Here is a 22,967-nt window from a genome sequence, read left to right as displayed (position 1 = left end):
GGGGGGGCGGGGGCGGCGGGGCGGGGGTGGGCACCGTGGTGAAGGCGGCGGTGGTCGCCACCACCTGCGCGGCGGCGGTGGCCGGGGCCGCGACGACGCCGACGGGGCTGGTGCTGAAGGCCGCGCTGACCGCGGTGCGGACCGAGGCGTCCACGGCGGCGGGGGCGGGGGCGGCGCCGGCGGGGGCGGCGACCGAGAGGGCGAGCCCCCCGGCGGCGGCCACGACGGCGACACCGCGGCCGGCGGCGCCGGCGCTGCGGCCGACCGTCTCCGCGAGACCGGTGAGGGGGGTGAGGGGACGGACGGGCGCGCGGTGGCGCGCCGGGACGCGAGTCGTCACAGGTGTGGGCCTCTCCGACGCCTGCGAGGTTAGCTGTCGGGTTCGGGCGGGAGTCTCGCCCGGCCGGCTCTCGCCGGCTTCACCCCGAGGACCGCTCCGCCCGGAGGCGGGGCTGCCCGGAAGTTGGTTTCCCCGTCCCTGCCATGGGTCTGTCGGGGGACCTCTCCGCGCTGGCAGGGCTCGGCGTCCGCGGGAGGGCTCCCCGGTCAGTGGCCGGGGAACGGCGGGAACAGTAGCCGACGGCTCACACCGATGTCACGCACCGGTCACGAGCGCGTGCCGAACAGGTGACGTGACGTGACGCCCGGTGAACGACCGGTGAGCCGACGGCGGCGGGACCCGCTCCGGCTCAGGCGGTCTCGGCGACGAAGACGTGGTTGGCCTCGGCCGTCGTGAGCTTCACCACTGCGGCGTCCCCGTCACCGCGGACGGCGACCTCCAGTCCGCCCGGCACGCTCGTGGCCACGACCACGGCCCCCGAGCGCAGCCCGGCGCGCGCGAAGCGGGCCAGCAGGTCCACGTCGGTCTGCAGCGGCTCGCCCAGGCGCCGCACGACGAGGTCGCGCCCGGCCAGGTCCCGGCTGGTCAGCGGGCGCACGCCCTCGGCGCGGAACGGCTCGGCGGGCCCGACCTCGCCCAGCTCCTCCAGGCCCGGGATCGGGTTGCCGTAGGGGTCGGACTGCGGGTGGTGGAGGATGTCGACGAGGCGCTTCTCGACCTCCTCGGAGATGACGTGCTCCCAGCGGCACGCCTCCTCGTGCACCAGCGGCCAGTCCAGCCCGATGACGTCGGTGAGCAGGCGCTCGGTGAGCCGGTGCTTGCGCATGACGCGCATCGCCTTGGTGCGACCGGCGTCGGTCAGCTCCAGGCGGCGGTCCGCCCCCACGTGCAGCAGCCCGTCGCGCTCCATGCGGGCGACCGTCTGCGACACCGTGGGGCCGGAGTGGTGCAGGCGCTCGGCGATGCGGGCGCGCATCGGCACGACACCCTCCTCCTCCAGCTCGAAGACCGTCTTCAGGTACATCTCGGTGGTGTCGATGAGGTCGCTCACGACGACCATTCTCCGGTACCGGGCCCTCCCGCAGCACCCCTGGTCCGGTCCGCTCCGTCCCCGCGGGCCCGGGACGGGCGCCCACGCCTCGCGGGGGTGCCCGGCGGCGGTTAGCGTCGCCGGGCGTGAGCGCGCGCCCCTCCGGCCAGGCCGACCAGTCCGACCACGCCGGCCGCAGCGTCCTGTGGTTCCGCCGCGACCTGCGGCTGCGCGACCACCCCGCCCTGCTCCAGGCGGCCGCCGACGGCGAGGTCGTCCCCCTGTTCGTGCTGGACCCGGCGCTGTGGGGCCCCTCGGGCGACGTGCGGCGCACCTACCTGCTGCGCTCGCTGCGCGCCCTGGACGCCGACCTGGGCGGGCGGCTGGTCGTCGAGCGCGGCGACCCGGCCCGGCTCGTGCCCGAGGTCGCCGCCCGGGCGGGCGCGCGGCGGGTGCACGTCAGCGCCGACGCCGGGCCGCACGGGCGCCGCCGCGACGAGGCCGTGGCCGCCGCGCTGGCCGGTGACGGGCGCGAGCTGGTGCGCACGGGCACCCCCTACGCCGTGGGGCCGGGCACCCTGCTCAACGGCTCCGGGGAGCCGTTCAAGGTCTTCTCCGCCTTCGCCCGCGCCCACCGCGCGCACGGCTGGCCCGCGCCGGCGGACACCCCCGGCCGGGTGCGCTGGGCCGCGGACGCCGGCGAGGGCGTGGACGGTGCGCACTGGCCGGACGAGCCGGACGCGGGCGGCGTCGAGCTGCCCCCGGCGGGCGAGGCGGCCGCTCACGAGCGCTGGGAGCGCTTCCTGGCGACGGCCCTGGGCGAGTACGCCGACCACCGCGACCGCCCGGACCTGGACGGCACCTCGCAGCTGTCGCACGCGCTGAAGTGGGGCGAGCTGCACCCGCGCACGCTGCTGGCGGCGCTGGCGCGGCGGCGCTCGGAGGCGGCGGTGGAGTCGGCGCAGACCTTCCGCGACGAGCTGACCTGGCGCGACTTCTACGCCGACGTGCTCTGGCACCGGCCGGAGACGGCCCGCGAGTACTACCGGCCCCAGCTGGAGGCGCTGCAGTACACCGAGCCGGGCGAGGACTTCCGCGCCTGGGAGGAGGGCCGCACGGGCTACCCCGTCGTGGACGCGGGGATGCGCCAGCTGCGGACGGTGGGCTGGGTCCACAACCGGGTGCGGATGATCGTCGCCAGCTTCCTCGTCAAGGACCTGCACGTGGACTGGCGCTTCGGGGCGCGCACCTTCATGCGGGGCCTGCGCGACGCGGACCTGGCCAGCAACAGCCACGGCTGGCAGTGGGTGGCGGGCTCGGGCACCGACGCGGCGCCGTACTTCCGGATCTTCAACCCGGTCACGCAGGGCAAGCGCTTCGACCCCGACGGGGAGTACGTGCGCCGCTACGTGCCGGAGCTGCGGCACCTGCCGGGGAAGGCCGCCCACGAGCCGTGGGAGCACGCCGAGGGCTACGCGCACGGCTACCCGGAGCGGATCGTCGACCACGCCGAGGAGCGCCGCCGATCCCTGGCGGACTACGCCCGGATCAGGAGCTGAGCCCCGGCGCGCGGAACACCCCCCGGCCGTGGGATGTTGTCGCTTCAAGCACCGTTCCACCGCACCCGGAGGCACTCCCCCGTGACCGTCACCACCGAGACCCGCCGCCTCGACGAGGCCGCCGCCGACCTGCTCTTCCGCGAGGCCCGCACCGCCGGCGCCTTCACCGGCGAGGAGGTCACCGACGAGCAGGTCCGCGCGATCTACGACCTCGTCAAGTACGCGCCCACGAGCATGAACACCCAGCCGGTGCGGCTGCTGCTGGTGCGCACGCCGGAGGCCCGCGAGCGCCTGGCCACGATGATGAGCGGCAGCAACGGCGACAAGGTGCGCCGCGCGCCCCTGTCGGTCGTCGTCGCCGCGGACCGCAACTTCCACGACCGCCTGCCGGAGGTCTTCCCGCACTACCCCGGCGCGCGGGACCACTTCCTCGACGAGGAGCCCCGCCACCGCACGGCCGTCTTCAACGGGGCCATGCAGCTGGCCTACCTGGTGATCGGGATCCGGGCGCTGGGCCTGGACGCGGGCCCGATGACCGGCATCGACGCGCCGGCGATCGAGGAGGCGTTCTTCACGGGGCTGGACCAGGAGGTCCTCGCCGTGGTCAACGTCGGTGTCGCCGACCGGGAGGTCGGGCACCCGCGCCTGCCGCGCCTGGCCTACGAGGACGTCGTCCGCACCGTCTGAGCAGCAGCACCGGCTGCGGCACCAGCGCCGCACGAGCACGACCGGGCCCGGGGACGAGGAAGTCCCCGGGCTCTTCCCGTCCCGATCGCTCGGGACGGGGCCGGCTGGACAAGGCCGGCGCCCGGGGACCCGGTGACTGCCGTGGATTCGCCGCGCTGCGCGGGGCGACCAGAGCGGTCCGCGTCCATCACGCAGCTGCTAGCGGGCAGCCACCTCACGCGTCCGATGAGAACTCATGTACCGGACCACCTCCCTTCCCGTGTCCTCCGACCGTACGTCCGCCCGGCGCCGGTGTCACCCCCGTTTCGCCGCCCGCGAACCGCGCGGTGGGAGCGCTCCCGCGAGGTCGCCGGAACCGCTCGACACCGCGGCGGGGGCTGTCGTATCCTGCTCCAGGAGTTGTTGTCAGAACCACCCTTACTCCCCGCCGCGGCCGGTCCGCCCGGGGCCGGTGGGCGCGAGGGAGTGGCGGGGTCGGTGGAGCAGTCGCAGCGGGCGATCCTCGTCGCCGTCTCCACGGTGATCTTCGCGCTCCTGCCCGACCGCGCGGGCGACCGCCGCGTCCACCTGCCGCTGGTGCGCCGCACGCGCGACCCCCACTGCGGGCGGTGGGCGCTGCCCGGCGGGTGGGTGCGCACGGACGAGAGCCTGAGCGACGCCGGCCGGCGCACCCTGGCCGAGACGACCGGCCTGCGCCCCAGCTACCTGGAGCAGCTCTACACCTTCGGCCGCCCCGACCGCTCCCCCGGCCAGCGGGTCGTGTCCGTCGTCTACTCCGCCCTCGTGCGCAACCACCTCGCCGAGCACGCCGTCGAGGAGGAGAACGTGCGCTGGACGGCCGCGGACGACTGCACCGGCCTGGCCTTCGACCACGACGAGGTCGTCCAGTACGCGCTGTGGCGGCTGCGGACGAAGGTCCAGCACGCCCACGTGGCCCTGCACCTGCTGCCCGAGCGGTTCTCGCTGGCGGAGCTGCGCGAGGTCCACGAGGCGATCCTGCAGCGGCCGCTGGACCCGGCGAACTTCCGCCGCCAGGTGGAGCGCTCCGGGTCCGTCGTGGCCACGGGCGAACGCCAGTCCGGCGGGCGGCACCGGCCGCCGGAGCTGTACCGGGCCGTCGTGCCCGAGGGGTCCGCGGGGCCCTTCGCCCCCGCCGGCCCGCTCGCCTGAGACCCGCACGAACCCCCGCACGAACTCCCGCAGTCCCCCCGAGAGCCGCGGCACCGCCGGGCCCGACGAGAAGAGGTACGCCGTGGCGTCCGTCCCCACGCAGATCGCGCTGCTCGCCCGCACCCCGGGGCGGGTCGAGGAGCAGACGTGCGACCCGGACCTGCCCACCGGGCCCTGGCAGTTCGACGCGGCCCCCGGCCGCCCGCTGCCGCTGCCCACCTACGGCGCCGGCGCCTCCCGGCAGGACGTCGCCCCGGCCACCACGCCCGTGCAGCAGCAGATCCCGGCCGAGTACCGCCTGCTGCCGGGCGAGGAGCTGGACCGGCGGATCCTGGCCGCCAAGGAGGCGCTGGGCGAGCGCCTGACGGTCCTCGGGCACTTCTACCAGCGCGACGAGGTCGTCCGGTACGCCGACTTCGTCGGCGACTCCTTCCAGCTGGCCCGGCAGTCCCAGCAGCGCGACGCCGCGGAGTTCGTCGTGTTCTGCGGCGTGCACTTCATGGCCGAGACCGCCGACCTGCTCACCCGTCCCGACCAGGCCGTCGTGCTGCCCAACCTCGCGGCCGGCTGCTCGATGGCCGACATGGCCGACATCGACGCCGTCACCGCCTGCTGGCAGCAGCTGGAGGCCCTGTACGGCAGCGGGCCGGGCGCCGACGGGAGGGTCCCGGTCGTGCCCGTCACGTACATGAACTCCTCCGCGGCCCTGAAGGCGTTCTGCGGCGCGCACGGCGGGATCGTCTGCACGTCCTCCAACGCCCGGCAGGTCCTGGAGTGGGCGTTCGAGCGCGGGCAGCGGGTGCTGTTCTTCCCCGACCAGCACCTGGGCCGCAACACCGCGAAGGCGATGGGCGTGCCCGTCTCCGCGATGCCGGTGTGGGACCCGCGCAAGCCGCGCGGCGGGAACTCCGCCGACGACCTGCTCGACGCGCGCGTGCTGCTGTGGCGCGGCTGGTGCTCGGTGCACCAGCGGTTCACCGTGCAGCAGATCGAGGCCGCCCGCGCCGCCGACCCGGCCGTGCGCGTCGTCGTGCACCCCGAGTGCCCGGCCGAGGTGGTGGACGCCGCCGACGAGGACGGCTCGACCCAGTACATCCAGGCCGTCGTGGACGCCGCGCCCGCGGGGACGTCGTTCGCGATCGGCACCGAGATCAACATGGTGCGGCGCCTGGCCGACGCCCGGCCCGACCTGACGATCACGTGCCTGGACCCCGTCGTGTGCCCGTGCTCGACGATGTACCGCATCCACCCCGCCTACCTGGCGTGGGTGCTGGAGGCGCTGGTGCGCGGCGAGGTCGTCAACCGGGTGCGGGTGGACGACGACGTGGCCCGCGACGCCCGCACGGCGCTGGAGCGGATGCTGGCGGTCGTCCCGTGACCCGGGACGCCGGGCGCGTCCTGCCGGGCGCCGACTGCGACGTGCTCGTGGTCGGCGGCGGCCTGGCGGGCGCGGCCGTCGCGCTGGAGCTGTCGGCCCGTCCCGGCGTCCACGTGCTGCTGGCCACCAAGACCGCCCTCGGCGAGGGCAGCACGGCCCGCGCCCAGGGCGGGATGGCCGCGGCCACCGGCCCCGACGACGTGGCCGCGCACGCCGCGGACACCGTGGCCGCCGGCGCGGGCCTGACCGACGTCGCGGCCGCGCGCGTGCTGGCCGCCGCCGGGCCGGACGCGGTGCGCCGCCTCGTGGAGTGGGGCGTGGTCTTCGACCGCGCCGCCGACGGCTCGTGGGCGCTGGGGCTGGAGGCCGCCCACGCGCGGGCGCGCGTCCTGCACGCCGGCGGCGACCGCACCGGCGCGGTCATCGCCGCCGCGCTCGCGGACGCGGTGCGGCGCAGCGCGACCGGCGTCCTGGAGGACGCCTGCCTGGCCGGGCTCCTCGTCGAGGACGGCGTCGTGCGCGGCGCCGACCTGCTGGTGCGCGGGACCGACGGGCGCGAGCGGCCGCACCGGGTGCGCGCCCGCGCCGTCGTGCTCGCGACCGGCGGCGCCGGGCAGCTGTTCTCCCGCACCACCAACCCGGCGGTGGCCACCGGGGACGGCGTGGCCGCCGCCTGGCGCGCGGGCGCGGCGGTCGCCGACCTGGAGATGTACCAGTTCCACCCCACCGCGGCCGCGCTGCCCGAGCCCTTCCTCGTCTCCGAGGCCGTGCGCGGCGAGGGCGCGCTCCTGCTGGACGCCGCCGGGCACCGGTTCATGCCGGCCGTCGACGAGCGGGCCGAGCTGGCGCCGCGCGACGTGGTGGCCCGCGCGCTGGCCGCCGCGATGGCCGCCCGCGGCGGGCGCCCGGCCCTGCTGGACGCCACGGGGATCGCCGCGCGCACCGGTGTGCCGTTCGACGTGCGCTTCCCCGGCATCGCCGCGATGTGCCGGGCGCAGGGCGTGGACCCGGCCACCGAGCCGGTGCCGGTCACGCCCGCGGCGCACTACTGGATGGGCGGGGTGCGCACGGACACCGACGGGCGCACCACCGTGCCGGGCCTGTGGGCGGCCGGGGAGGTCGCCTGCACGGGCGTCCACGGCGCGAACCGGCTGGCCTCGAACTCGCTGCTGGAGGCCGTGGTCGTGGCCCGGCGCGTCGCCGCCTCCGTGCTCGCCGGGGGCGGCCCGTTCGTCCTGCCCGCCGCGGAAGACGTCCTGGCCCTGCCCGGACCCTGTGCGGCGCAGGCGTCCCACGTCGCCCGCCGCGAGCTGCGCGCGGCGATGTGGGAGCACGCCGGCCTGGTCCGCGAGGCCGCCGGCCTGGCGGTGGCGCGCAAGCTGCTCACCCCCGAGGAGGAACCGGCCGACCTCGACCCGTGGGACGCGAGCGGGGGTTCCGCCCCCGACCGCCGCGCCCTGGAGGACGCCGCCCTGCTGCTGACCGGGCGCCTGCTCGTGGCCGCCGCCGAGGCGCGCGAGGAGAGCGTCGGCGCCCACCACCGGCGCGACCACCCGTTCCCGCCGGCCTCCCCCCGGCGCCGCACCCTCGTGAGGACCCCGTGACCAGCACCCCCTCCCCCGCCGTCCCCGCCGGGGCCGTGGCGGCCGTCGTCGCGGCCGCGCTCGCCGAGGACGCCCCGTGGGGCGACGTCACCAGCGAGTCGCTGCTGCCGGCCGACGCCCGCGCCCGCGCCGAGCTGCGCGCCCGCGAACCGGGCGTCCTGGCGGGCGGTGCGGCCGCGCGCGAGGCGTTCGCGCAGGCCGCCGCGCTCACCGGCGGCAGCGCCGCCGTGCACGACCTGCTGCCCGACGGCACCCGGTTCGCCGCGGGCGACGTCCTGGCCCGCGTGGAGGGCACCGCCCTGGCGGTGCTGCGCGCCGAGCGGGTCGCGCTGAACCTGCTGCAGCACCTGTCGGGCGTGGCGACCCTGACGGCCCGGTTCGTCGGGGAGGTCGCCGGCACCGGCGCGCGGATCGCCGACACCCGCAAGACCACGCCGGGCCTGCGGGCGCTGGAGCGCGCGGCGGTGCGGGCGGGCGGCGGGCGCAACCACCGCTGGTCGCTGTCGGACGCCGTGCTCGTCAAGGACAACCACCTGGCCGTCCTGCTCGCCGAGGGCCTGGACGTGACGGCCGCGCTGCGCGCGGCGCGCGAGCGCGTCCCGCACACCACGGTCGTGGAGGTGGAGGTCGACCGCCTCGACCAGCTCGACGCCGTCCTGGCCGCCGGTGTCGACGTCGTGCTGCTGGACAACTTCGCGCTGGACGACCTGGCCGAGGGGGTGCGCCGCGCCCGGGCGGCCGGGGCGCTCGTGGAGGCCAGCGGCGGGGTGCGGCTGGACACCGTGCGGGCGATCGCCGCCACCGGGGTCGACGTGGTGTCGGTGGGCGCGCTGACGCAGAACGCCCGCACCCTCGACCTCGGCCTGGACGTGGAGGTGCTGGTGGGCGCCCGGACCGGGACGGGTTCGTGAGCGCGCCGCCGGACCCGCAGCCGCTGTACCTGGACCACGCGGCGACGTCCCCGCCGCGCCGGGAGGTGCTGGAGGCCGTCTGGCCGTACCTGACGCGGGTGACCGCGAACCCGTCCAGCGCGCACGCGGCCGGGCGCGAGGCCCGCGAGGCGCTGGAGCAGGCCCGCGAGGTCGTCGCCGGCGTCCTGGGCGCGCGCCCGGGCGAGGTGGTGTTCACCGGCGGCGGCACCGAGGCCGACAACCTCGCCGTGACGGGGATCGCGCGCGCCGCGCCGCGCGGGCGGCACGTCGTCGTCTCCGCCGTCGAGCACCCCGCGGTGCTGGAGACGGCGCTGGCGCTGCGCGCGGAGGGTTTCCGCGTCGACGTCGTCGGCGTGGACGGCGACGGCGTGCTCGACCTGGAGGCGTTGCGGCGCACCGTGACCGGCGGCACGACGCTCGTGTCGGTGATGTACGCGAACAACGAGGTCGGGACCGTGCAGCCGCTCGCGGAGGTCGCGGAGGTCTGCCGCGATCGCGGCGTCCCGCTGCACACCGACGCCGTGCAGGCGGCCGGGTCGCTGCCGCTGGACGTCGACGCCCTGGGGGTGGACGCCCTGTCCGCGTCCGCGCACAAGTTCGGCGGGCTGCGCGGGGCGGGTTTCCTGCACGTGCGCGGCGCGCTCGCGCTGGAACCCGTGCTGCACGGCGGCGGGCAGGAGCGCGGGCGCCGCTCGGGCACCGTGGACGTGGCCTCCGCGGTGGGCACCGCCGTGGCCCTGCACCTGGCCGAGGCGGCGCGCGAGGAGGAGTCCCGGCGCCTGGCCGGGCTGCGCGACCGGCTGGTCGCCGGGGTGCTGGCCGCGGTGCCCGGCGCGCGGCTGACGGGCCACCCGGTGCGGCGGCTGCCGCACCACGCCTCGTTCTGCTTCCCCGGCGTGGGCGGGGAGACCGTCCTGGCCGAGCTGGAGGCGCTGGGGGTGACGTGCTCCAGCGGGTCCGCGTGCGCGGCCGGGTCCGAGGACGCCTCGCACGTGCTGCTGGCGTGCGGCCTGGACGCCGACACCGCCCGCACCGCCGTGCGCCTGACGCTGGGGCGCACGACGACCGAGGAGGACGTCGAGCGGGTCGTGGACCTGGTGCCGCGGGCGGTCGGGCTGGCGCGCGCCTGAGCGGTCACCGCGGGCACGTCCTCAGACGGGGAACCGGACGCCCGTGAGCTCCTCGGAGACGGTCCACAGCCGCTGCTGGAGGCCGAGGTCGTACGACTGCGGGCTGGACGTGACCACGACGGGGTGCCCGCGCACCTCCCCGGGGCCGTCGGGCCCGTAGTACTGCCCGCCGAGGACGGCCGGGTCGGTGGCCGCGCGCAGGGTCGGCAGGGCGCCCGCCGCGGCCGGCTGGGTGAGCAGCGGGGCGAGGCGGTCGGCGGCGAAGCGCACGGCCGCCGGGGCGTTGCGCGCCAGCTCGGTGCTGGAGGCGCCGGGGTGCGCGGCCACGGCGACGGTGGTCGTGCCGTGCGCGGCGAGCCGGCGCTGCAGCTCGTAGGTGAACATCAGGTTCGCCAGCTTGGACTGCCCGTACGCGCCGACGCGGGAGTAGGAGCGCTCGCCCTGCAGGTCGTCGAAGCGGATCGCCGCGCGGATGCGGTGCCCGACGCTGCTGACGGTCACGACGCGCGAGCCGGGGACGGGCAGGAGCCGGTCGAGCAGCAGCCCGGTGAGGGCGAAGTGGCCGAGGTGGTTGGTGCCGAGCTGGAGCTCGAAGCCGTCCCGGGTCGTCGACCTCGGCGTGTACATCACGCCCGCGTTGTTGACGAGCAGGTCGATGCGCGGGTGCGCCTCGCGCAGCGCGGCGGCGGCCGCGCGCACGGACTCCAGCGACGTCAGGTCCAGCTCCTGGACCCTCGCGTCGCCGCCGGCCCGCGCCGCGGCGGCCCGGCCCTTGGCGGGGTCGCGCACGGCCAGCACGACGGTGGCGCCGCGCGCGGCGAGGACCCGGGCGGTCTCGAGGCCGAGTCCGGTGTTGGCGCCCGTCACGACGGCCACCCGGCCGCGCTGGTCGGGGACGTGCTGCTCGGTCCACCTCGTGCTCATGTCGTCCTCCTGGAGAGACCGGCGGTCTGGTGCGGAGAAGCTAAGAGACCACCGGTCCGCTGTCAAGAGACCGGTGGTCCGCAACTGCTAGCCTCCCGCCGTGACGTTCCAGCGCGCCCGCAGCGAGGAGCAGCGCGAGGTCCGGCGCCGGACCGTCCTCGACACCGCCGCTGCGATGCTCGACGAGATGCCCGTGGCCGACCTGAGCCTCAACGAGCTCAGCCGCCGCGTGGGCCTGGCCAAGTCGAACGTGCTGCGCTACTTCGACTCCCGCGAGGCCGTTCTCCTGGACCTGCTCGACGCCTCGCTGGCGGACTGGCTCGCGGAGCTGTCGGCGGCCCTGGCCGGCGAGGCGGGCGCGGGGCGCGGGCTGGTGCAGCGGGCGGAGCACGTGGCCGACGTGCTCGCGCGGTCCCTGGCCGGCCGGCGCGTGCTGTGCGACCTCGTCGGCGCGCAGGGCGGCGTCCTGGAGCGCAACGTCCCCACCGGGGTCGTGCTGCGGCACAAGCGGTCTGGACTGGCTCGGCTGACCGCCGCCGCGGACCTGCTGCGCCGCCACCTGCCCGAGCTGGGGGACGAGGCGGAGCGGGCGTGCTTCCACCTCGTGGTCCTGGCCGGCGCTCTGGCGCCCTACGCCTCGCCGCCACCGGCCGTCCGCGCCGCCTACGAGCTCGACCCGGCCGTGGCGGTCCTGCACGCGGGACCGGAGGACGCCCTGCGGGCGGCGGCCCGCACCCTCCTGCTGGGCGCGCTGCCCCGCACCTGAGGCGTGGGGCAGCGGCCCGGGACGTCAGGAGAAGTCGGTGCTGGCGCTGACCTCGCGCCAGGCCTCCAGCTCGGCGCGCCGCGCGTCGAGGATGCTCTCGGCCGCCGACAGCGCGTCGGTGCCCAGCAGCAGCAGGCCCGGCGCGTCCGGGGAGTCCACCGCGCGCACGATGGCGCTCGCGGCGCGCGCCGGGTCGCCCGGCTGGGTGCCGTGGACGGTGTCGTGCTCCTTGCGCCGCTTGCCGGCCGTGTCGGCGTAGTCGGCGATCGGCTCGGCGGACTGCGTCAGCGAGCGGCCCGCGAAGTCGGTGCGGAACCCGCCGGGCTCCACCGAGAACGCGGTGATCCCCAGCGGCGCCAGCTCCTGGCGCAGCGAGCCCGTCAGCCCCTCCAGCGCGGCCTTGGTGGCCGCGTAGTACCCCGAACCGGGCGGGCAGATCTGCGCGCCGATCGAGGAGACGTTGACGATCGTGCCGCGCCGGCGCGAGCGCATCCCCGGCAGGACGGCCTTGGTGAGGGCGACCGGACCGAAGACGTTGGTGGCGAACAGGCGCTGCACGTCCTGCTCGTCGCCCTCCTCCACGGCCGCGCGGTAGCCGTACCCGGCGTTGTTGACGAGGACGTCGACGCCGCCGAAGCGCTCCTCGGCCTCGCGCACGACCTCGCCCACGCGGGCGGTGTCGGTGACGTCGAGGGCCAGGGCCAGCGCCCGGTCCGGGTGCGCGTCGGCGAGGTCCTGCACGGAGGAGGCGTCGCGGGCGGTGACGACCGCGCGGTCGCCGCGGCCGAGGACCTCCTCGGCCAGGGCGCGGCCGAGGCCGGTGGAGCAGCCGGTGATGAGCCAGGTGGACGTGGTGGACACGCGTTGCCTCTCGTCGTCGTCGCGGGGACGGCGTCCGCGCCGCCCGCGCCCACTCTGCCCCCTGCCGGGCCGGCCCGCTCAACGCCCCCCGGGCAGTCCGCCGAGCGGCGCGGGCAGCCGGCGCAGCCGCAGCAGCAGGAAACCGGGTTCGCGCTCCAGCTTCGCGTTCTCCTCCGGGTAGCGCTGCCCCATGCTCGCCGCGGGGCGCGGCTCCTCGAGCAGGTCGATCACGAACCCGGCGCCCGTGGCCGCCGCGCACAGCGCCGACAGCGGCTCGCGCCAGAACCGCACCTGGCGCCGTCCCGTCCACTCCCCCCACGTCTCGGTCTCCAGGACGCGGTCGAAGTACGAGCCGCCCAGGCGCAGCCAGTCGGCGCTCGGGTGGGTCGTCGACACGACGAGCGCGCCGCCGGGACGCAGCACCCGGTGCAGCTCGGCGAAGGCGGCCGGGCGGTCGTCGACGTGGTGGACGGCGAGCGCGCACACCGCGGCGTCGAAGGCGACGTCCGGGTACGGCAGCGGCTGGCCCAGCACGGCCCGGTCCACCCGGGCGCGCTCGCCGACGCGCTCGCGGGCCAGGGCGACCATCGGCCCGCTGGCGTCGAAGGCGGTGACCCGCGCGCCCGCGTCCAGCAGCGCCCGCGCGTACAGACCGGGCCCGCAGCCTGCGTCCAGGACGTCGCGGCCGGCCACGTCGCCGAGGGCCGCCAGGACGGCGGGGCGGTCGTAGTGGGCGTTGTAGGGGCTGTCCTCGGCGTGCCGGGCGAAGGCCTCGGCCATCCCGTCGTAGGGGGTCCACAGCGGCGTGTCCACCGCACGAGCCTAGGGCGGTCCGGGGCGGGGACGGCGCGCGCAGCGCACGCTCGGCGCCCCGGGCACGACCCGGTGTGGGAGGCCGGTGGGAGCGTGTCCGCGTGGTGGAGCTGGCGGCGCGCGAGGTGGGGTCGTGGCGGCTGGCCGCGCAGGGGGTCGTCCCGCGCGCGGCCGGTGCGGCGCAGGTGGTCGAGCGGCTCGGCGCCGTCCAGGCGCAGGACCTGCGGGCGGCGGTCACCGCGGTCGTGCTGCGCACCGGCGCGGGCGGGGCGCGAGACCTGGCCCGCGCCCTGGACGCCGGGGAGGTCGTCCGCTCGTGGCCGGTGCGGGGGACGTTGCACCTGGTCGCGGCCCGCGACCTGCCGCACGTCCTGGCGCTGTGCACCGCGCGTCCGCTGGCTGCGAGCGCGCGCCGGCGCGCCGAGCTGGGCATCGGGGAGGGCGACGTCGCCGCGGCCGGCGACGTGGCGCGCGACCTGCTCACCGGCGGCCGCCGGGCCACCCGCGCGCAGCTGCTCGCGGCGTTCGAGCGGGCGGGGCAGGGCACGGCCGCCGGACGCGGGTACCACCTGCTGTCCCACCTGTCGATGACCGGTGTCCTGTGCCAGGGACCGCTGTCGGGGACCGAGCCGGCGTTCGTGCTGCTGGAGGAGCTGGTCCCGGCGCGACCGGGACCCGAGGACCCCGCGGCGTGGTGGGCGGCGCGCTACCTGCGCGGGCACGGGCCGGCCGGCGCCGCGGACTTCGCGTGGTGGGCGGGGCTGCCGCTGGGCACGGCGCGGCGGGCCTTCGCCGCGGTCCGCGGCGAGTTCGAGGTGGTCGAGGTCGGCGGCGTCGAGCACCTCGCCGACCCGGCCGTCCCCGACCTGGTCGCCGCGCACCGCCGCGCGCTGCGCGGTGTGCACCTCCTGCCGGGTTTCGACGAGTTCCTGCTGGGCTACACCGACCGCGGGCACGTGCTGGCGGCCGAGCACGCCGCGCGCGTGGCCCCGGGCGGCAACGGCGTGTTCCGCGGTCTGGTCGTCGTCGCCGGCGCGGTCGCCGGGACGTGGACGAGGGACGGCGACGCGATCGCCGCCACGGCGTTCGGGGAGTTCACCGCGGCGCAGCGGACGGCGCTGCAGCGGCGGGCGGCGGCGCTGCCGTCCGGCCGGTTCGGGTGAGGTGCGGGGGACCGCACCCGGAAAACCCCCGCGCGGACCGTCGCGGCGCTGGCACCCTCCGCGGCGTGAAGCACCTGACCCGCGCCCTCCTGGCCGCCGTCGTCACCACCCTCGCCCTCACCGGGTGCAGCGCCACCGACCCGTGCACGCAGCTGCCCGCGCCCACCCGCCAGCAGGTCGCCACCGCCGCCGAGCAGGTGCGGGGCCTGACCGTGGAGGTCGAGGTGGAGGTCTCCGGCGTCGACTGCTTCGTCGACCCGGCGAGCCGCCGCTGGACGCAGGAGCTGGAGGAGGACTCCTGAGCCGGAGCTGACGGGCTCCCGCCGGCGCGGTCCGGCGGCCGCGGTCAGGCGGCGCGGCGCACGGCGTGGCGCAGGAGCACCGCGCCACCGGCGAACCGCCGCTCCTCGAGCAGCTCCAGGTCGAGCCGCACCCCGGTCGGCAGGGCGGGCTTGCCGCCGCCCACGGCCACGGGGTGCACCACCAGGACGACCTCGTCCACCAGGCCGTGCCGGAACGCCTCCGCGCCCAGGGTGGCGCCGCCCACGCCGAGGTCGGCGGCCGAGGCCTGCTTCAGCGCTCGCACCGCGTCGGGGTCGAAGCGCCGCTCCAGCCGGGTGCGGGACGTGCTGACCACGGGCAGCGTCGTGGAGAACACGACCTTGTCGGCGGCGCGCCACACCGCCGCGTACGCGCGCACGACGTCCGGCTCACCGGCCAGCCAGTCGTCGTCCTCCCACACGCGCATGGCCTCGTACATCCGCCGGCCGTACAGGGAGGTGCCGATCCCGCGCTCGCGCTCGTTCCAGAACGCGTGCACCTCCTCGTCCGGCACGGACCAGTCGAGGGAACCCGCGGCGTCCTCCACGAAGCCGTCGAGGGACGTGTTCGCCGCGTACACCAACTGACCCACGAGCACCTCCGGTCGGTGGGGGACCTCAGGCTCCTCCCCCGCGGCCCCGGCGGCAAGGCCGTGCGCCGGAGATCCTTGAATCGTTCCGATCGAAGCGTTGACACCGCGCCACCTCCCGGGCGAGGGTGGCGGAACACGCTTTCCCGAAGGGGGACCTCGTCGCCGCACCGGAGCGGACGACCCGAGGACCGGCACCCGCCGATCCCCCGCAGGACCACGCCCGCAGGACGTCGACGGAGGTGGACGGGCCGCGCGCCCGCCACCCGCGCAACGACCGAGGAGCACGACCGTGCGCAAGCCCCTGAGCAGACTCCTTCCTCCCGTGACGGCGCTGGCCCTGGCGCTGACCGCGTCACCGCCGGCCGCGGCCGCACCGGCCGGCCCCGTGCCCGGTGGGCCGGGCGGGCAGCGGCAGGTCGAGGACCTGACCCGCGGCCTCGTCGCCGCCCAGGTGGAGGGCGGGACGTTCCTCAGCTGGCGGTTCCTGGGCGACGAGCCCGACGGCCTGTCGTGGAACGTCTACCGCGCGGACGGGGACGCCGGGTTCACGAGGGTCGCCACCGTCGAGCCGCGCGACGTGCAGCCCGAGAGCGACCACCCGGCCAACCCCGGCGTCGTCAAGGAGGACGTCACCCCGTCGAACTGGACGGACCCCGACGGCACCCTGACGTCGCGGTACGAGGTGGCGCCGGTCGTCGACGGCGTCGAGGGCGCGCGTCAGGGCATGAGCGTGCCGATGCTGTCGGCGCTGCCCGGCCGGCCGGGGCAGGAGGGCCGCGGCGCCGCGCGGTACGTCCCGCTCAAGCCGGCCCCGGACCCCGTCCCGCTCGCCCACTTCACCTACCGCGGCCCCGAGAACCGGTTCGGGCCCGGCACCGACCTCGACCCGGCGGCGATGGTCGTCCCCGGCACGGACGGCCAGCACTGGTACACGGTCGACGTGGACCTGCTGCGCGAGTTCCGCGTCGCGCACGACGAGCAGGTGGACGTGACGCCGGCGCAGCTGGACGACTGGGTCGCCCGGCTGGGCGCGCTGACCACGGCCCCCAACGCGCTCGGCGTCGCGGCCCGCACCGCGCCGTGGCAGCCGGAGAACGGGCTGGTGGAAGGCAGGGTCACCGACGCGCTGTACGCGGAGCTGGAGGCGGAGTTCGTCCGGTACGTCGAGAACCTCGACTCCGGCGCGTCGCTGCCGTACGCGATGACCGACGACGGCGCCGTCCACACCTCGACGAGCGCGCCCTACACCACCCACGACATGACGGTCGCCGACTTCGACGGCGACGGCGAGTACGAGATCGTCGTCAAGTGGCGCAGCACCCAGGTCGACCCGATGTACTCCGAGCCGATCTACAGCGGCAGCAGCACGACCACGGCACCCGAGTACGTCGACGTGTACGAGCTGGACGGCACCCTGCTGTTCCGCGTGGACATGGGCTACAACGTCCGGGCGGCCAACGACCACGAGACGGTCCTGTTCGCCGAGGACTTCGACGGCGACGGCCGCGGCGAGCTGATGCTCAAGACCGCGCTCGGCACGCGGATCGGGAACTGGGACGAGGCGACGCAGTCCGTCGTCTACCCCGACACACCGGGCACCGTCGTCGGGGGCGAGGAGGGCCTCAACGCCACCACGGAGGCGTTCGCGGAGCACTTCGCCACCGGCGACGTCGAGGCGCTGGACACCTGGTGGTCGCTGCTGAACAGCTTCACGATCTCCTACCGCAGCCCCACGGCCGGCGGCGGCAACGACGGACCCAACGACCCGGCGCTCAAGCGGTGGATCAAGACGTACCACGTCGGGCCGATCGGCCGCGCGAAGGACGAGGCGGAGTTCTTCTCGGCCTTCGAGTGGGACGCCGCGACCCGCTCCGGCGTGCTCGTCGACAGCGCCCGCTACCCCTTCCCCTACGAGGGCGGGGTGGACGGGCAGGACTGGGCGATGACGCCGGCGACCCAGCGCGGGAACTACTCCTACCTGGCGTTCCCCGGCCCCGGCGTCGGCAGCTCCGCGGAGGACTACAAGGCGCAGGTCATGGCCGAGCGCGAGGCGTACTGGCTCCAGAACCCCTGGAAGCCCGCCTCCTACGGCGACGCGCAGGGCAACCGCGCCAACCGCTACGTCGGCGTCGTGGCCAGCCTGGACGGTGAGCGGACGTCCGCCGTCTCGCAGCGCGGCTACTACCACCGCACGACGCTGGCGGCGTTCACCCTCGCCGACGGCCGCGTCCGCCTGCAGGCGAGCTTCGACTCCGCCGACCCGCGGTACTGGTCGCTGGGCGGCAGCGCGTACGACTACCAGAACCGCGGCAACCACGACACCAAGTCCGCCGACCTCGACGGCGACGGCCGCGACGAGGTCGTCCTCAAGGCGATGGTCCTCGGGCTGAGCGAGGACGGGACGAAGATCCTGCCGCGGGTCCTCAACGGCGACACGATGCCGACGATCGAGGGGCTGGACGGCGTGCCCCCGGTCGCCGGGGAGTTCCAGTTCGCCACCGACGAGGTCCGCTCCGACCCGGAGAACGTGTGGGCGCCGTTCCGGCACGGCGACCGCGGCGCCCTGCTGCCGGTCGACGCGGACGACACCCTGCGGGCCTGGTCGGGGATGGAGGAGCACCTCCTGGACGACATCCGCACCGGCCGTCACCACGGCTGGCTGCCCGGCCCGGCCGGCTACGACCCGCTGGAGGGCCGGAAGCTCGACGAGCACGGCGAGGTCGTCGAGACGGACTCGCTGCTGTACGGGGTGTACGCCGGCAGCGACGACGAGGGCAGCGTGGCGGGGAACTTCTCGAACCGCTGGCCGGGCGCGCAGGCCGGCTCCGCCGGTGCGACGACCGAGGTCCGCAGCATGGTCACCGGGGAGGTCCTGACGACCACCGGTGTCCCGCGCGGCATCGCGCAGGGGCAGAACGCGATCTGGTTCGGCGGCGGCCTGACGCACATGGCCGTGAACGGCGCGACGGTCGGCGCGGTCGACGACCTCACCTTCGCCGTGACCCCGTACCTGGAGACCGGGCTGGTCTCCACCGGCAACAAGGGCACCCCCACGCTCAAGGCCGACCTGCTCGGCGACTGGCGCGAGGAGCTGGTGCTGCGCGCGAGCGGGAACCGCCTCGCGGTCGTCACGACCCTGGCGCCGACCGAGTACGGGATCCGCACGCTGATGCACGACCCGATGTACCGCAACGGGGTGGCGAACAAGAACAACGGCTACGACCAGGTCGGGTTCGCGAGCTTCTACCTCGGCGACGAGGCGGACCTGCCCGCCCAGCGCACGGACATCGCCGTCGGCGGGCCGGCCGACACCGCCGGGACGCTGGCCGTGCTGGAGGGGTGGACCCGCAGCGGTGACGTCGCCGGCCCGGTCGCCGAGCACCTGCGCGGCGCGCTGCAGCAGGCCGACCGGCACCTGCGCGCCGGCCGGACCGGCCCGGCGGCCACGGCGCTCCAGGGCGGGCTGTCGCGGCTGGAGGAACCGCGGCGGGCCGACCGGCTCACCGAGCGGGCGCGCACCGACCTGACCGGGCGGTTCCAGCGGCTCCTGGAGGACGTGGCCGGCTGACCGGCGCCGGGCGCCTCACGGGCCGCCGGGGACGGGAGCGCCGCCGGGCGCTGCCGCCCCCGCGGCGAGGCGCCCGGCGGCCACGGCGAAGGCCTCGCGCAGCTCGGCCGGGCGCACCTCGGCCAGGGGGCTGCCGAAGGTGACGAACAACCCGGCCAGCCCGGCCCAGGACCAGGCGCCCATGGACAGCTCGCACCGGTCCTCGCCCACGGCCCGGACGACGGCCCCGCCGGGCGCGAACCGCGCGACGAGCGGTGCCGGCAGGTCCAGGACCGCGGAACCGGTGCACGGCCAGGGCGCCAGACGGTCGCCGCGGTCGGGCGTGCGCTGCACGAAGTCAGCGGGACCACCCTCCGGCAGGGGCCGCTCGCGGAAGGGCGCGCCCGTCGCGGTGGGCGCGCTGACGCGGTCCAGGCGCAGCACCGCCCAGCGCTGCCGCGCGCGCTCGTGGGCGACGAGGTACCAGCGGGCCGCCCACACGACGAGGTGGTGCGGTTCGACCACCCGGGTCACCGGGCCACCGCCGCCACCGGTGCGGCCGTCCCCGGGGAGGTCCTCCTCGTCGTAGTCCAGGCGCAGCTCCACGCGCTGGCGCACCGCGGTCCCGACCGCCCGCACCACGGCGGCGTCGAGGGCGGGGGCGGGGAACTCCCACTGGTTGGGCACCACGGTGGCGGTCAGGGCGTCCGCCTCGCGGCGGGCGCGCGCGGGCATCACCTGCCGGATCGTCCGCAGCGCCCGGCGGCTGCTCTCCTCGACGCCGCGCAGCACCGCGGAGGTCGTCTGCAGGGACACCGCCACCGCGACGACCTGCTCCTCGTCCAGCACCAGCGGCGGCAGCGCACCGCCCGGCCCCAGCCGGTAACCCCCTCCGGCGCCGAGGACCGGTTCCACGACGTAGCCGAGCTCGCGCAGGGTCTCCACGTCGCGCCGGGCCGTGCGCCGGGACACGCCCAGGCGGCGGGCGACCTCCTCCCCGGTGAGCGTGGCGCCGCTGCTCAGCATCGACAGCAGGGCCAGTGCGCGCGCGGACGTCGACGCCACCGCTCCCCCTCGGTCGTGACCGCGCCGGGACCGCCGACGGCGGATCCGGGAACCGCTGACCGTGGTGGCCGTCCCGCGGCCACCACGCCTCCCATCGTGGCGCCATGACCTCCACCGCGTCGAGAGCCGGCACCGCGCACCCCACCACCCCGACCGCACCCACCACGGACCCGAGGGTCCTCGTCGTCGGCGGCGGCATCGGCGGCCTGGCCCTGGCCGCCGGGCTGCGCCGCAACGGGTTCGACGTCGTCGTCCACGACCGCGACACCGACCCCGCCGCCACCGGCGGGTACCACATCACCCTCGACACCCCGGCCCTGGCGGCCCTGCGCGACCTGCTGGGACCCGACCACTACGCCGGCCTGCTCGCCTCGGCCTCCGCGGTGCGCCGGCGGCCCCCGGACGTCTGGTTCGACCACCGCGGGCGGCTTCTCGGCGACCTCGACGTGCGGGGCCTGGACCCCGACAGCGTCGACGTCGACCGCACCACGCTGCGCCTGGTGCTGGCCGCGGCCGCCGGCGACAGCCTCGTGCTGGGCAGCACGTGCACCGCCGTCGAGCGGGACCCCGGCCCCGACGGCGAGGTGCGCGCGCGGTTCGCCGACGGCAGCGTCGTCCGGGCCGACCTGCTGGTGGGCGCCGACGGGCCCGGTTCCCTCGTGGTCGCGCACCTGACGGGACGCCCGGCCAGCCGCCCCGCGGGCCTCACCGGCGTCAGCGGCCGCACCCCGGCGGGCGACCTCGACCCCGACCTGGCCCGGCGCCTGGGGCCGCGGTCGAGCCTGGCCGTCGGTCCCCGCGGCACCGCCCTGTACTGCGGCTACCTGGACCCGGCCGGTTTCGCCGTCCTCGACGCGCCCCTCGGCCGGCACGCCGTGACCACCGGCCCGACCTACGTGTGGGGCGCGATGCTCCCCACCGCCACCGCGCCGGCCGGCCTGCGCGGGCAGCGGGGCGCGGTGCTGCGGGACACCGTCCTGGAGGCGCTGCGCGCCACCGGCTGGGGCGAGGCGCCCCTGCAGGTCGTCACCCGCGCCGACCCCTCGACCGTGGCCGCGTACCCGTTCGTCGTCGGCCCGGCCAGCCCGCGCGAGGCGGCGCCGTGGCCGGCGGGCCGCGTCACCGCGCTGGGCGACGCCGTCCACGCCACCCCGCCCACCGCGGGCAAGGGGGCCGGGACGGCGATCGTCGACGCCTCCGTCCTCGTGCGCGAGCTCCTGGCCCACCGCGCCGGCGAGCGCACCCTGCACACCGCCGTCAGCGCCTACGAGCAGGACGTGCGCCACCGCGGCAGCGCCGTCGTCCAGCTGTCGATGGGCACCGTGCGGCGCGTCCTGGCCACCGCCACCCCCGCGGGTTCGGCCGCCACCCGCGTCCTGCTGCCCGTCCTGGCCGCGTCGACCGCGCTGCGCGGCCGCCTCACGGGCGGGCGGGGAACCTCAGGTGGGTGACCCGGCGGCTGACGACGACCTCGAGCGGATCGCCGAGCAGCAGCGGGCCGGAGGTGTCCGTGAAGTACCGCCGCCCGGCGCCCAGGAACACCGGCACCAGGTCGACGTGCACCTCGTCGAGCAGGCCGGCCGCGCGCACCTGCGTGGCCACCTGCCCGGCCGCGACCCCCACCACGCGCTCGCCGGCGACGGCGGTGGCCGCGTCCACCGCCTCGCCGACGGTGGCGGCGAAGACGAAGTCCTCCGAGCCCGGGTACCGCCACCCGCTGGGGCGCTCGTGGGTCAGGACGACCACCGGCACCCCGAGCGGGTGGCGCCCGCGCCAGCCGTCGGTCAGGTCGAACAGGCGCCGGCCCACGAGCAGGCACCCCAGGGACGCGACCCACGAGCGCCAGTGCGCGGCGCTGGTGGGGGTGAGGTGGAACGGCGGCAGGTCACCGGCGTTCGGGACCTCGACGTCCCCGGCGGAGTACCAGTCGAACAGGGGCCCGGGGTCGTCGTCGGGCAGGGCGACGAAGCCGTCGAGGGACGCGGAGGCGGAGGCGACGAGGGTGGCCACACCGGGACGACCCGCCCGGACCCCGGGACTCATCGTCGCCGGACCGCCCGCCCCGCGCGACCCTCAGGCGGCGCCGAGCTCGGCGCGGTGCTCGCGGGCGAAGTCGGCGACGGTGCGGGCCGGGCGCCCCAGCAGGTCGAGCACGTCGTCGCTGCACCGGCGGCCGCCGTCGTGCCCGCGGCGCACCACGTCCACGAACTGGTGGACCAGGCCCCTGGCCTGCCAGGCGGGCACCCCGGAGGCGCGCAGGACGCCGTGGAACAGCGGTGCCGGCACGTGCAGGTAGCGCACGCGGTGCCCCAGCACCTGCGTGAGGACCTCGGCGACCTCGGGGTAGGACAGGGGCCGGTCACCGGTGAGCAGGTAGGTGCGCCCGTCCTCGCCGGTCCCGCCCCGCACGGCGGGGTCGGTGAGCACGCGGGCGGCGACGGCGGCCACGTCGGCCACGTCGACCCAGGCGGTGGCCCCGTGACCGCTGGTCTGCGGCAGCCACCCGCGGCGGACCGCCGCCGCCTCCACGAGGAGGTTCTTCGTGAAGGCGCCCGCGCGCAGGACCGTGTGCGCCAGACCGCTGCGGCGCAGGTGCTCGTCGGCCAGGGCGTGGTCGCGCGCCCACGGGATCGCCGAGCGCGGGTTCGCGTCGGAGGCGGACACCTTGACGACGTGCCGCACGCCCGCGGCGACGGCGGCGTCGACCGCGTCGCGGTTCCAGCGGAACTGGTGCGGGCTCGGCGGAGTGTTGAGGAACAGCTGCTCGCACCCGCGCAGGGCCTCCCGCAGGCCGGCGGGGTCCTCGAAGCTGCCCTCGACGGCGTCCACACCGCGCTCGGTGAACCCGCGCACCTGGCCCGGGCGCCGGGCCAGGACCCGGAACGGCGTGCCGAGGCGGGTCAGCTCGTCGACGAGGGCGGTGCCGACGTCACCGGTGGCCCCGGTGACGAGCACCCTCCCCGGGGGCGCGGCGGGAGCTGGGGTGGCGGCGGGTGCGGTGGCGGGGGTGGTGTCCGGACGGGTGGTGGGTGCGCTCACGTCGACCTCTCCCTGGTATCAGGAACCTGTTGGTGAGAGACTGCCC

The 22,967-nt window shown here is 76.9% G+C and carries 20 protein-coding genes, 1 pseudogene and 1 riboswitch; of the genes and pseudogenes, 12 read left to right on the top strand and 9 right to left on the bottom strand.

All coding sequences use genetic code 11. The annotated features are described in order from the left end of the window. Both AB8M62_RS03685 and AB8M62_RS03680 read right to left on the bottom strand, forming a co-directional pair. Positions 1-340, bottom strand: a pseudogene (locus AB8M62_RS03685) (C40 family peptidase); the annotation flags it as partial. A 3-nt stretch (positions 341-343) separates the two neighbouring features. Further along, a riboswitch (cyclic di-AMP (ydaO/yuaA leader) is annotated at positions 344-505 on the bottom strand. A gap of 184 nt (positions 506-689) precedes the next feature. Continuing rightward, complete coding sequence (locus AB8M62_RS03680; RefSeq protein WP_369053388.1) at positions 690-1,391, bottom strand: iron-dependent transcriptional repressor DtxR; 702 nt, start codon at positions 1,389-1,391, stop codon at positions 690-692. A 125-nt stretch (positions 1,392-1,516) separates the two neighbouring features. On the opposite strand from AB8M62_RS03680, the gene AB8M62_RS03675 reads away from it, so the two are divergent. The 7 genes from AB8M62_RS03675 (at position 1,517) to AB8M62_RS03645 (ending at position 9,830) form a co-directional block, all read left to right on the top strand. Continuing rightward, positions 1,517-2,929: a cryptochrome/photolyase family protein gene (locus tag AB8M62_RS03675; RefSeq protein WP_369053390.1), complete on the top strand. Its 1,413-nt coding sequence runs from the start codon at positions 1,517-1,519 to the stop codon at positions 2,927-2,929. Between the two features lie 81 nt (positions 2,930-3,010). Then, a complete protein-coding gene (locus tag AB8M62_RS03670) occupies positions 3,011-3,616 on the top strand; it encodes a malonic semialdehyde reductase (protein WP_369053392.1) in 606 nt (201 codons plus the stop codon). Positions 3,617-4,093: 477 nt separating this feature from the next. Beyond that, complete coding sequence (locus AB8M62_RS03665) at positions 4,094-4,786, top strand: NUDIX hydrolase (RefSeq protein ID WP_369053394.1); 693 nt, start codon at positions 4,094-4,096, stop codon at positions 4,784-4,786. A gap of 82 nt (positions 4,787-4,868) precedes the next feature. Continuing rightward, positions 4,869-6,164 (top strand): quinolinate synthase NadA, encoded by a 1,296-nt coding sequence (nadA, locus tag AB8M62_RS03660; RefSeq protein ID WP_373694843.1) that lies wholly within the window; start codon positions 4,869-4,871, stop codon positions 6,162-6,164. Next, the gene (gene nadB, locus AB8M62_RS03655) at positions 6,161-7,768 is read left to right on the top strand and encodes an L-aspartate oxidase (RefSeq protein WP_369053396.1); all 1,608 of its coding nucleotides are present in this window, start codon (positions 6,161-6,163) and stop codon (positions 7,766-7,768) included. The genes nadA and nadB overlap by 4 nt, the downstream gene beginning before the upstream one ends. After that, positions 7,765-8,679, top strand: a complete 915-nt coding sequence (gene nadC / locus AB8M62_RS03650) for a carboxylating nicotinate-nucleotide diphosphorylase (RefSeq protein ID WP_369053398.1) — start codon at positions 7,765-7,767, stop codon at positions 8,677-8,679. The genes nadB and nadC overlap by 4 nt, the downstream gene beginning before the upstream one ends. Then, entirely contained in the window at positions 8,676-9,830 is a 1,155-nt protein-coding gene (locus AB8M62_RS03645; protein WP_369053400.1) for a cysteine desulfurase family protein, read from the top strand. The genes nadC and AB8M62_RS03645 overlap by 4 nt, the downstream gene beginning before the upstream one ends. Before the next feature lie 21 nt (positions 9,831-9,851). Here AB8M62_RS03645 and AB8M62_RS03640 read toward each other — a convergent pair whose 3' ends face one another. Continuing rightward, on the bottom strand, positions 9,852-10,754 hold the full coding sequence (locus AB8M62_RS03640; RefSeq protein WP_369068652.1) for an SDR family NAD(P)-dependent oxidoreductase: 903 nt from the start codon (positions 10,752-10,754) through the stop codon (positions 9,852-9,854). A 100-nt stretch (positions 10,755-10,854) separates the two neighbouring features. On the opposite strand from AB8M62_RS03640, the gene AB8M62_RS03635 reads away from it, so the two are divergent. Next, complete coding sequence (locus tag AB8M62_RS03635; RefSeq protein WP_369053403.1) at positions 10,855-11,520, top strand: TetR family transcriptional regulator; 666 nt, start codon at positions 10,855-10,857, stop codon at positions 11,518-11,520. A gap of 24 nt (positions 11,521-11,544) precedes the next feature. Here the strand turns inward: AB8M62_RS03635 and AB8M62_RS03630 are convergent, their stop codons facing one another. Together AB8M62_RS03630 and AB8M62_RS03625 are read right to left on the bottom strand one after the other, a co-directional pair. Then, positions 11,545-12,381, bottom strand: a complete 837-nt coding sequence (locus tag AB8M62_RS03630; protein WP_369053404.1) for an oxidoreductase — start codon at positions 12,379-12,381, stop codon at positions 11,545-11,547. Positions 12,382-12,459: 78 nt separating this feature from the next. Next, a complete protein-coding gene (locus AB8M62_RS03625; protein ID WP_369053478.1) occupies positions 12,460-13,161 on the bottom strand; it encodes a class I SAM-dependent methyltransferase in 702 nt (233 codons plus the stop codon). A 134-nt stretch (positions 13,162-13,295) separates the two neighbouring features. On the opposite strand from AB8M62_RS03625, the gene AB8M62_RS03620 reads away from it, so the two are divergent. Both AB8M62_RS03620 and AB8M62_RS03615 read left to right on the top strand, forming a co-directional pair. Further along, positions 13,296-14,357, top strand: coding sequence for a winged helix DNA-binding domain-containing protein (locus AB8M62_RS03620; protein WP_369053406.1), 1,062 nt, complete (start codon positions 13,296-13,298; stop codon positions 14,355-14,357). A 65-nt stretch (positions 14,358-14,422) separates the two neighbouring features. After that, the gene (locus AB8M62_RS03615) at positions 14,423-14,659 is read left to right on the top strand and encodes a hypothetical protein (protein ID WP_369053408.1); all 237 of its coding nucleotides are present in this window, start codon (positions 14,423-14,425) and stop codon (positions 14,657-14,659) included. A 44-nt stretch (positions 14,660-14,703) separates the two neighbouring features. Here the strand turns inward: AB8M62_RS03615 and AB8M62_RS03610 are convergent, their stop codons facing one another. Further along, positions 14,704-15,270 carry a dihydrofolate reductase family protein gene (locus tag AB8M62_RS03610; protein ID WP_369053410.1) on the bottom strand — a complete coding sequence of 189 codons (567 nt, stop codon included), beginning with the start codon at positions 15,268-15,270 and terminating at the stop codon, positions 14,704-14,706. A gap of 289 nt (positions 15,271-15,559) precedes the next feature. On the opposite strand from AB8M62_RS03610, the gene AB8M62_RS03605 reads away from it, so the two are divergent. Then, on the top strand, positions 15,560-18,838 hold the full coding sequence (locus AB8M62_RS03605; protein WP_369053412.1) for a rhamnogalacturonan lyase family protein: 3,279 nt from the start codon (positions 15,560-15,562) through the stop codon (positions 18,836-18,838). A 15-nt stretch (positions 18,839-18,853) separates the two neighbouring features. Here the strand turns inward: AB8M62_RS03605 and AB8M62_RS03600 are convergent, their stop codons facing one another. Beyond that, a complete protein-coding gene (locus AB8M62_RS03600) occupies positions 18,854-19,882 on the bottom strand; it encodes a helix-turn-helix transcriptional regulator (protein WP_369053414.1) in 1,029 nt (342 codons plus the stop codon). Positions 19,883-19,986: 104 nt separating this feature from the next. Here AB8M62_RS03600 and AB8M62_RS03595 point away from each other — a divergent pair, with 104 nt between their 5' ends. Then, positions 19,987-21,333 (top strand): FAD-dependent oxidoreductase, encoded by a 1,347-nt coding sequence (locus tag AB8M62_RS03595; protein ID WP_369053416.1) that lies wholly within the window; start codon positions 19,987-19,989, stop codon positions 21,331-21,333. Here AB8M62_RS03595 and AB8M62_RS03590 read toward each other — a convergent pair. Together AB8M62_RS03590 and AB8M62_RS03585 are read right to left on the bottom strand one after the other, a co-directional pair. Further along, positions 21,302-21,892, bottom strand: coding sequence for a dihydrofolate reductase family protein (locus AB8M62_RS03590; RefSeq protein ID WP_369053418.1), 591 nt, complete (start codon positions 21,890-21,892; stop codon positions 21,302-21,304). The genes AB8M62_RS03595 and AB8M62_RS03590 overlap by 32 nt on opposite strands. A 63-nt stretch (positions 21,893-21,955) precedes the next feature. Beyond that, entirely contained in the window at positions 21,956-22,921 is a 966-nt protein-coding gene (locus AB8M62_RS03585) for an NAD(P)H-binding protein (protein WP_369068651.1), read from the bottom strand. Between the last annotated feature and the right edge of the window lie 46 nt (positions 22,922-22,967).

Origin of the sequence: Kineococcus terrestris (genome assembly GCF_041020755.1) — a bacterium.
In the GTDB taxonomy this organism is placed as follows: Bacteria; Actinomycetota; Actinomycetes; order Actinomycetales; family Kineococcaceae; genus Kineococcus; species Kineococcus terrestris.
The sequence above is the reverse complement of the archived record's forward strand: the minus strand, read 5'-3'. Positions and strand labels throughout refer to the sequence as shown.

Bases quoted from the DNA above. Each gene is read 5' to 3' on its own strand.
- AB8M62_RS03640 (WP_369068652.1), bottom strand. From the start codon at position 10,754: ATGAGCACGAGGTGGACCGAGCAGCACGTCCCCGACCAGCGCGGCCGG.
- AB8M62_RS03625 (WP_369053478.1), bottom strand. From the start codon at position 13,161: ATGGCCGAGGCCTTCGCCCGGCACGCCGAGGACAGCCCCTACAACGCC.
- AB8M62_RS03595 (WP_369053416.1), top strand. From the start codon at position 19,987: ATGACCTCCACCGCGTCGAGAGCCGGCACCGCGCACCCCACCACCCCG.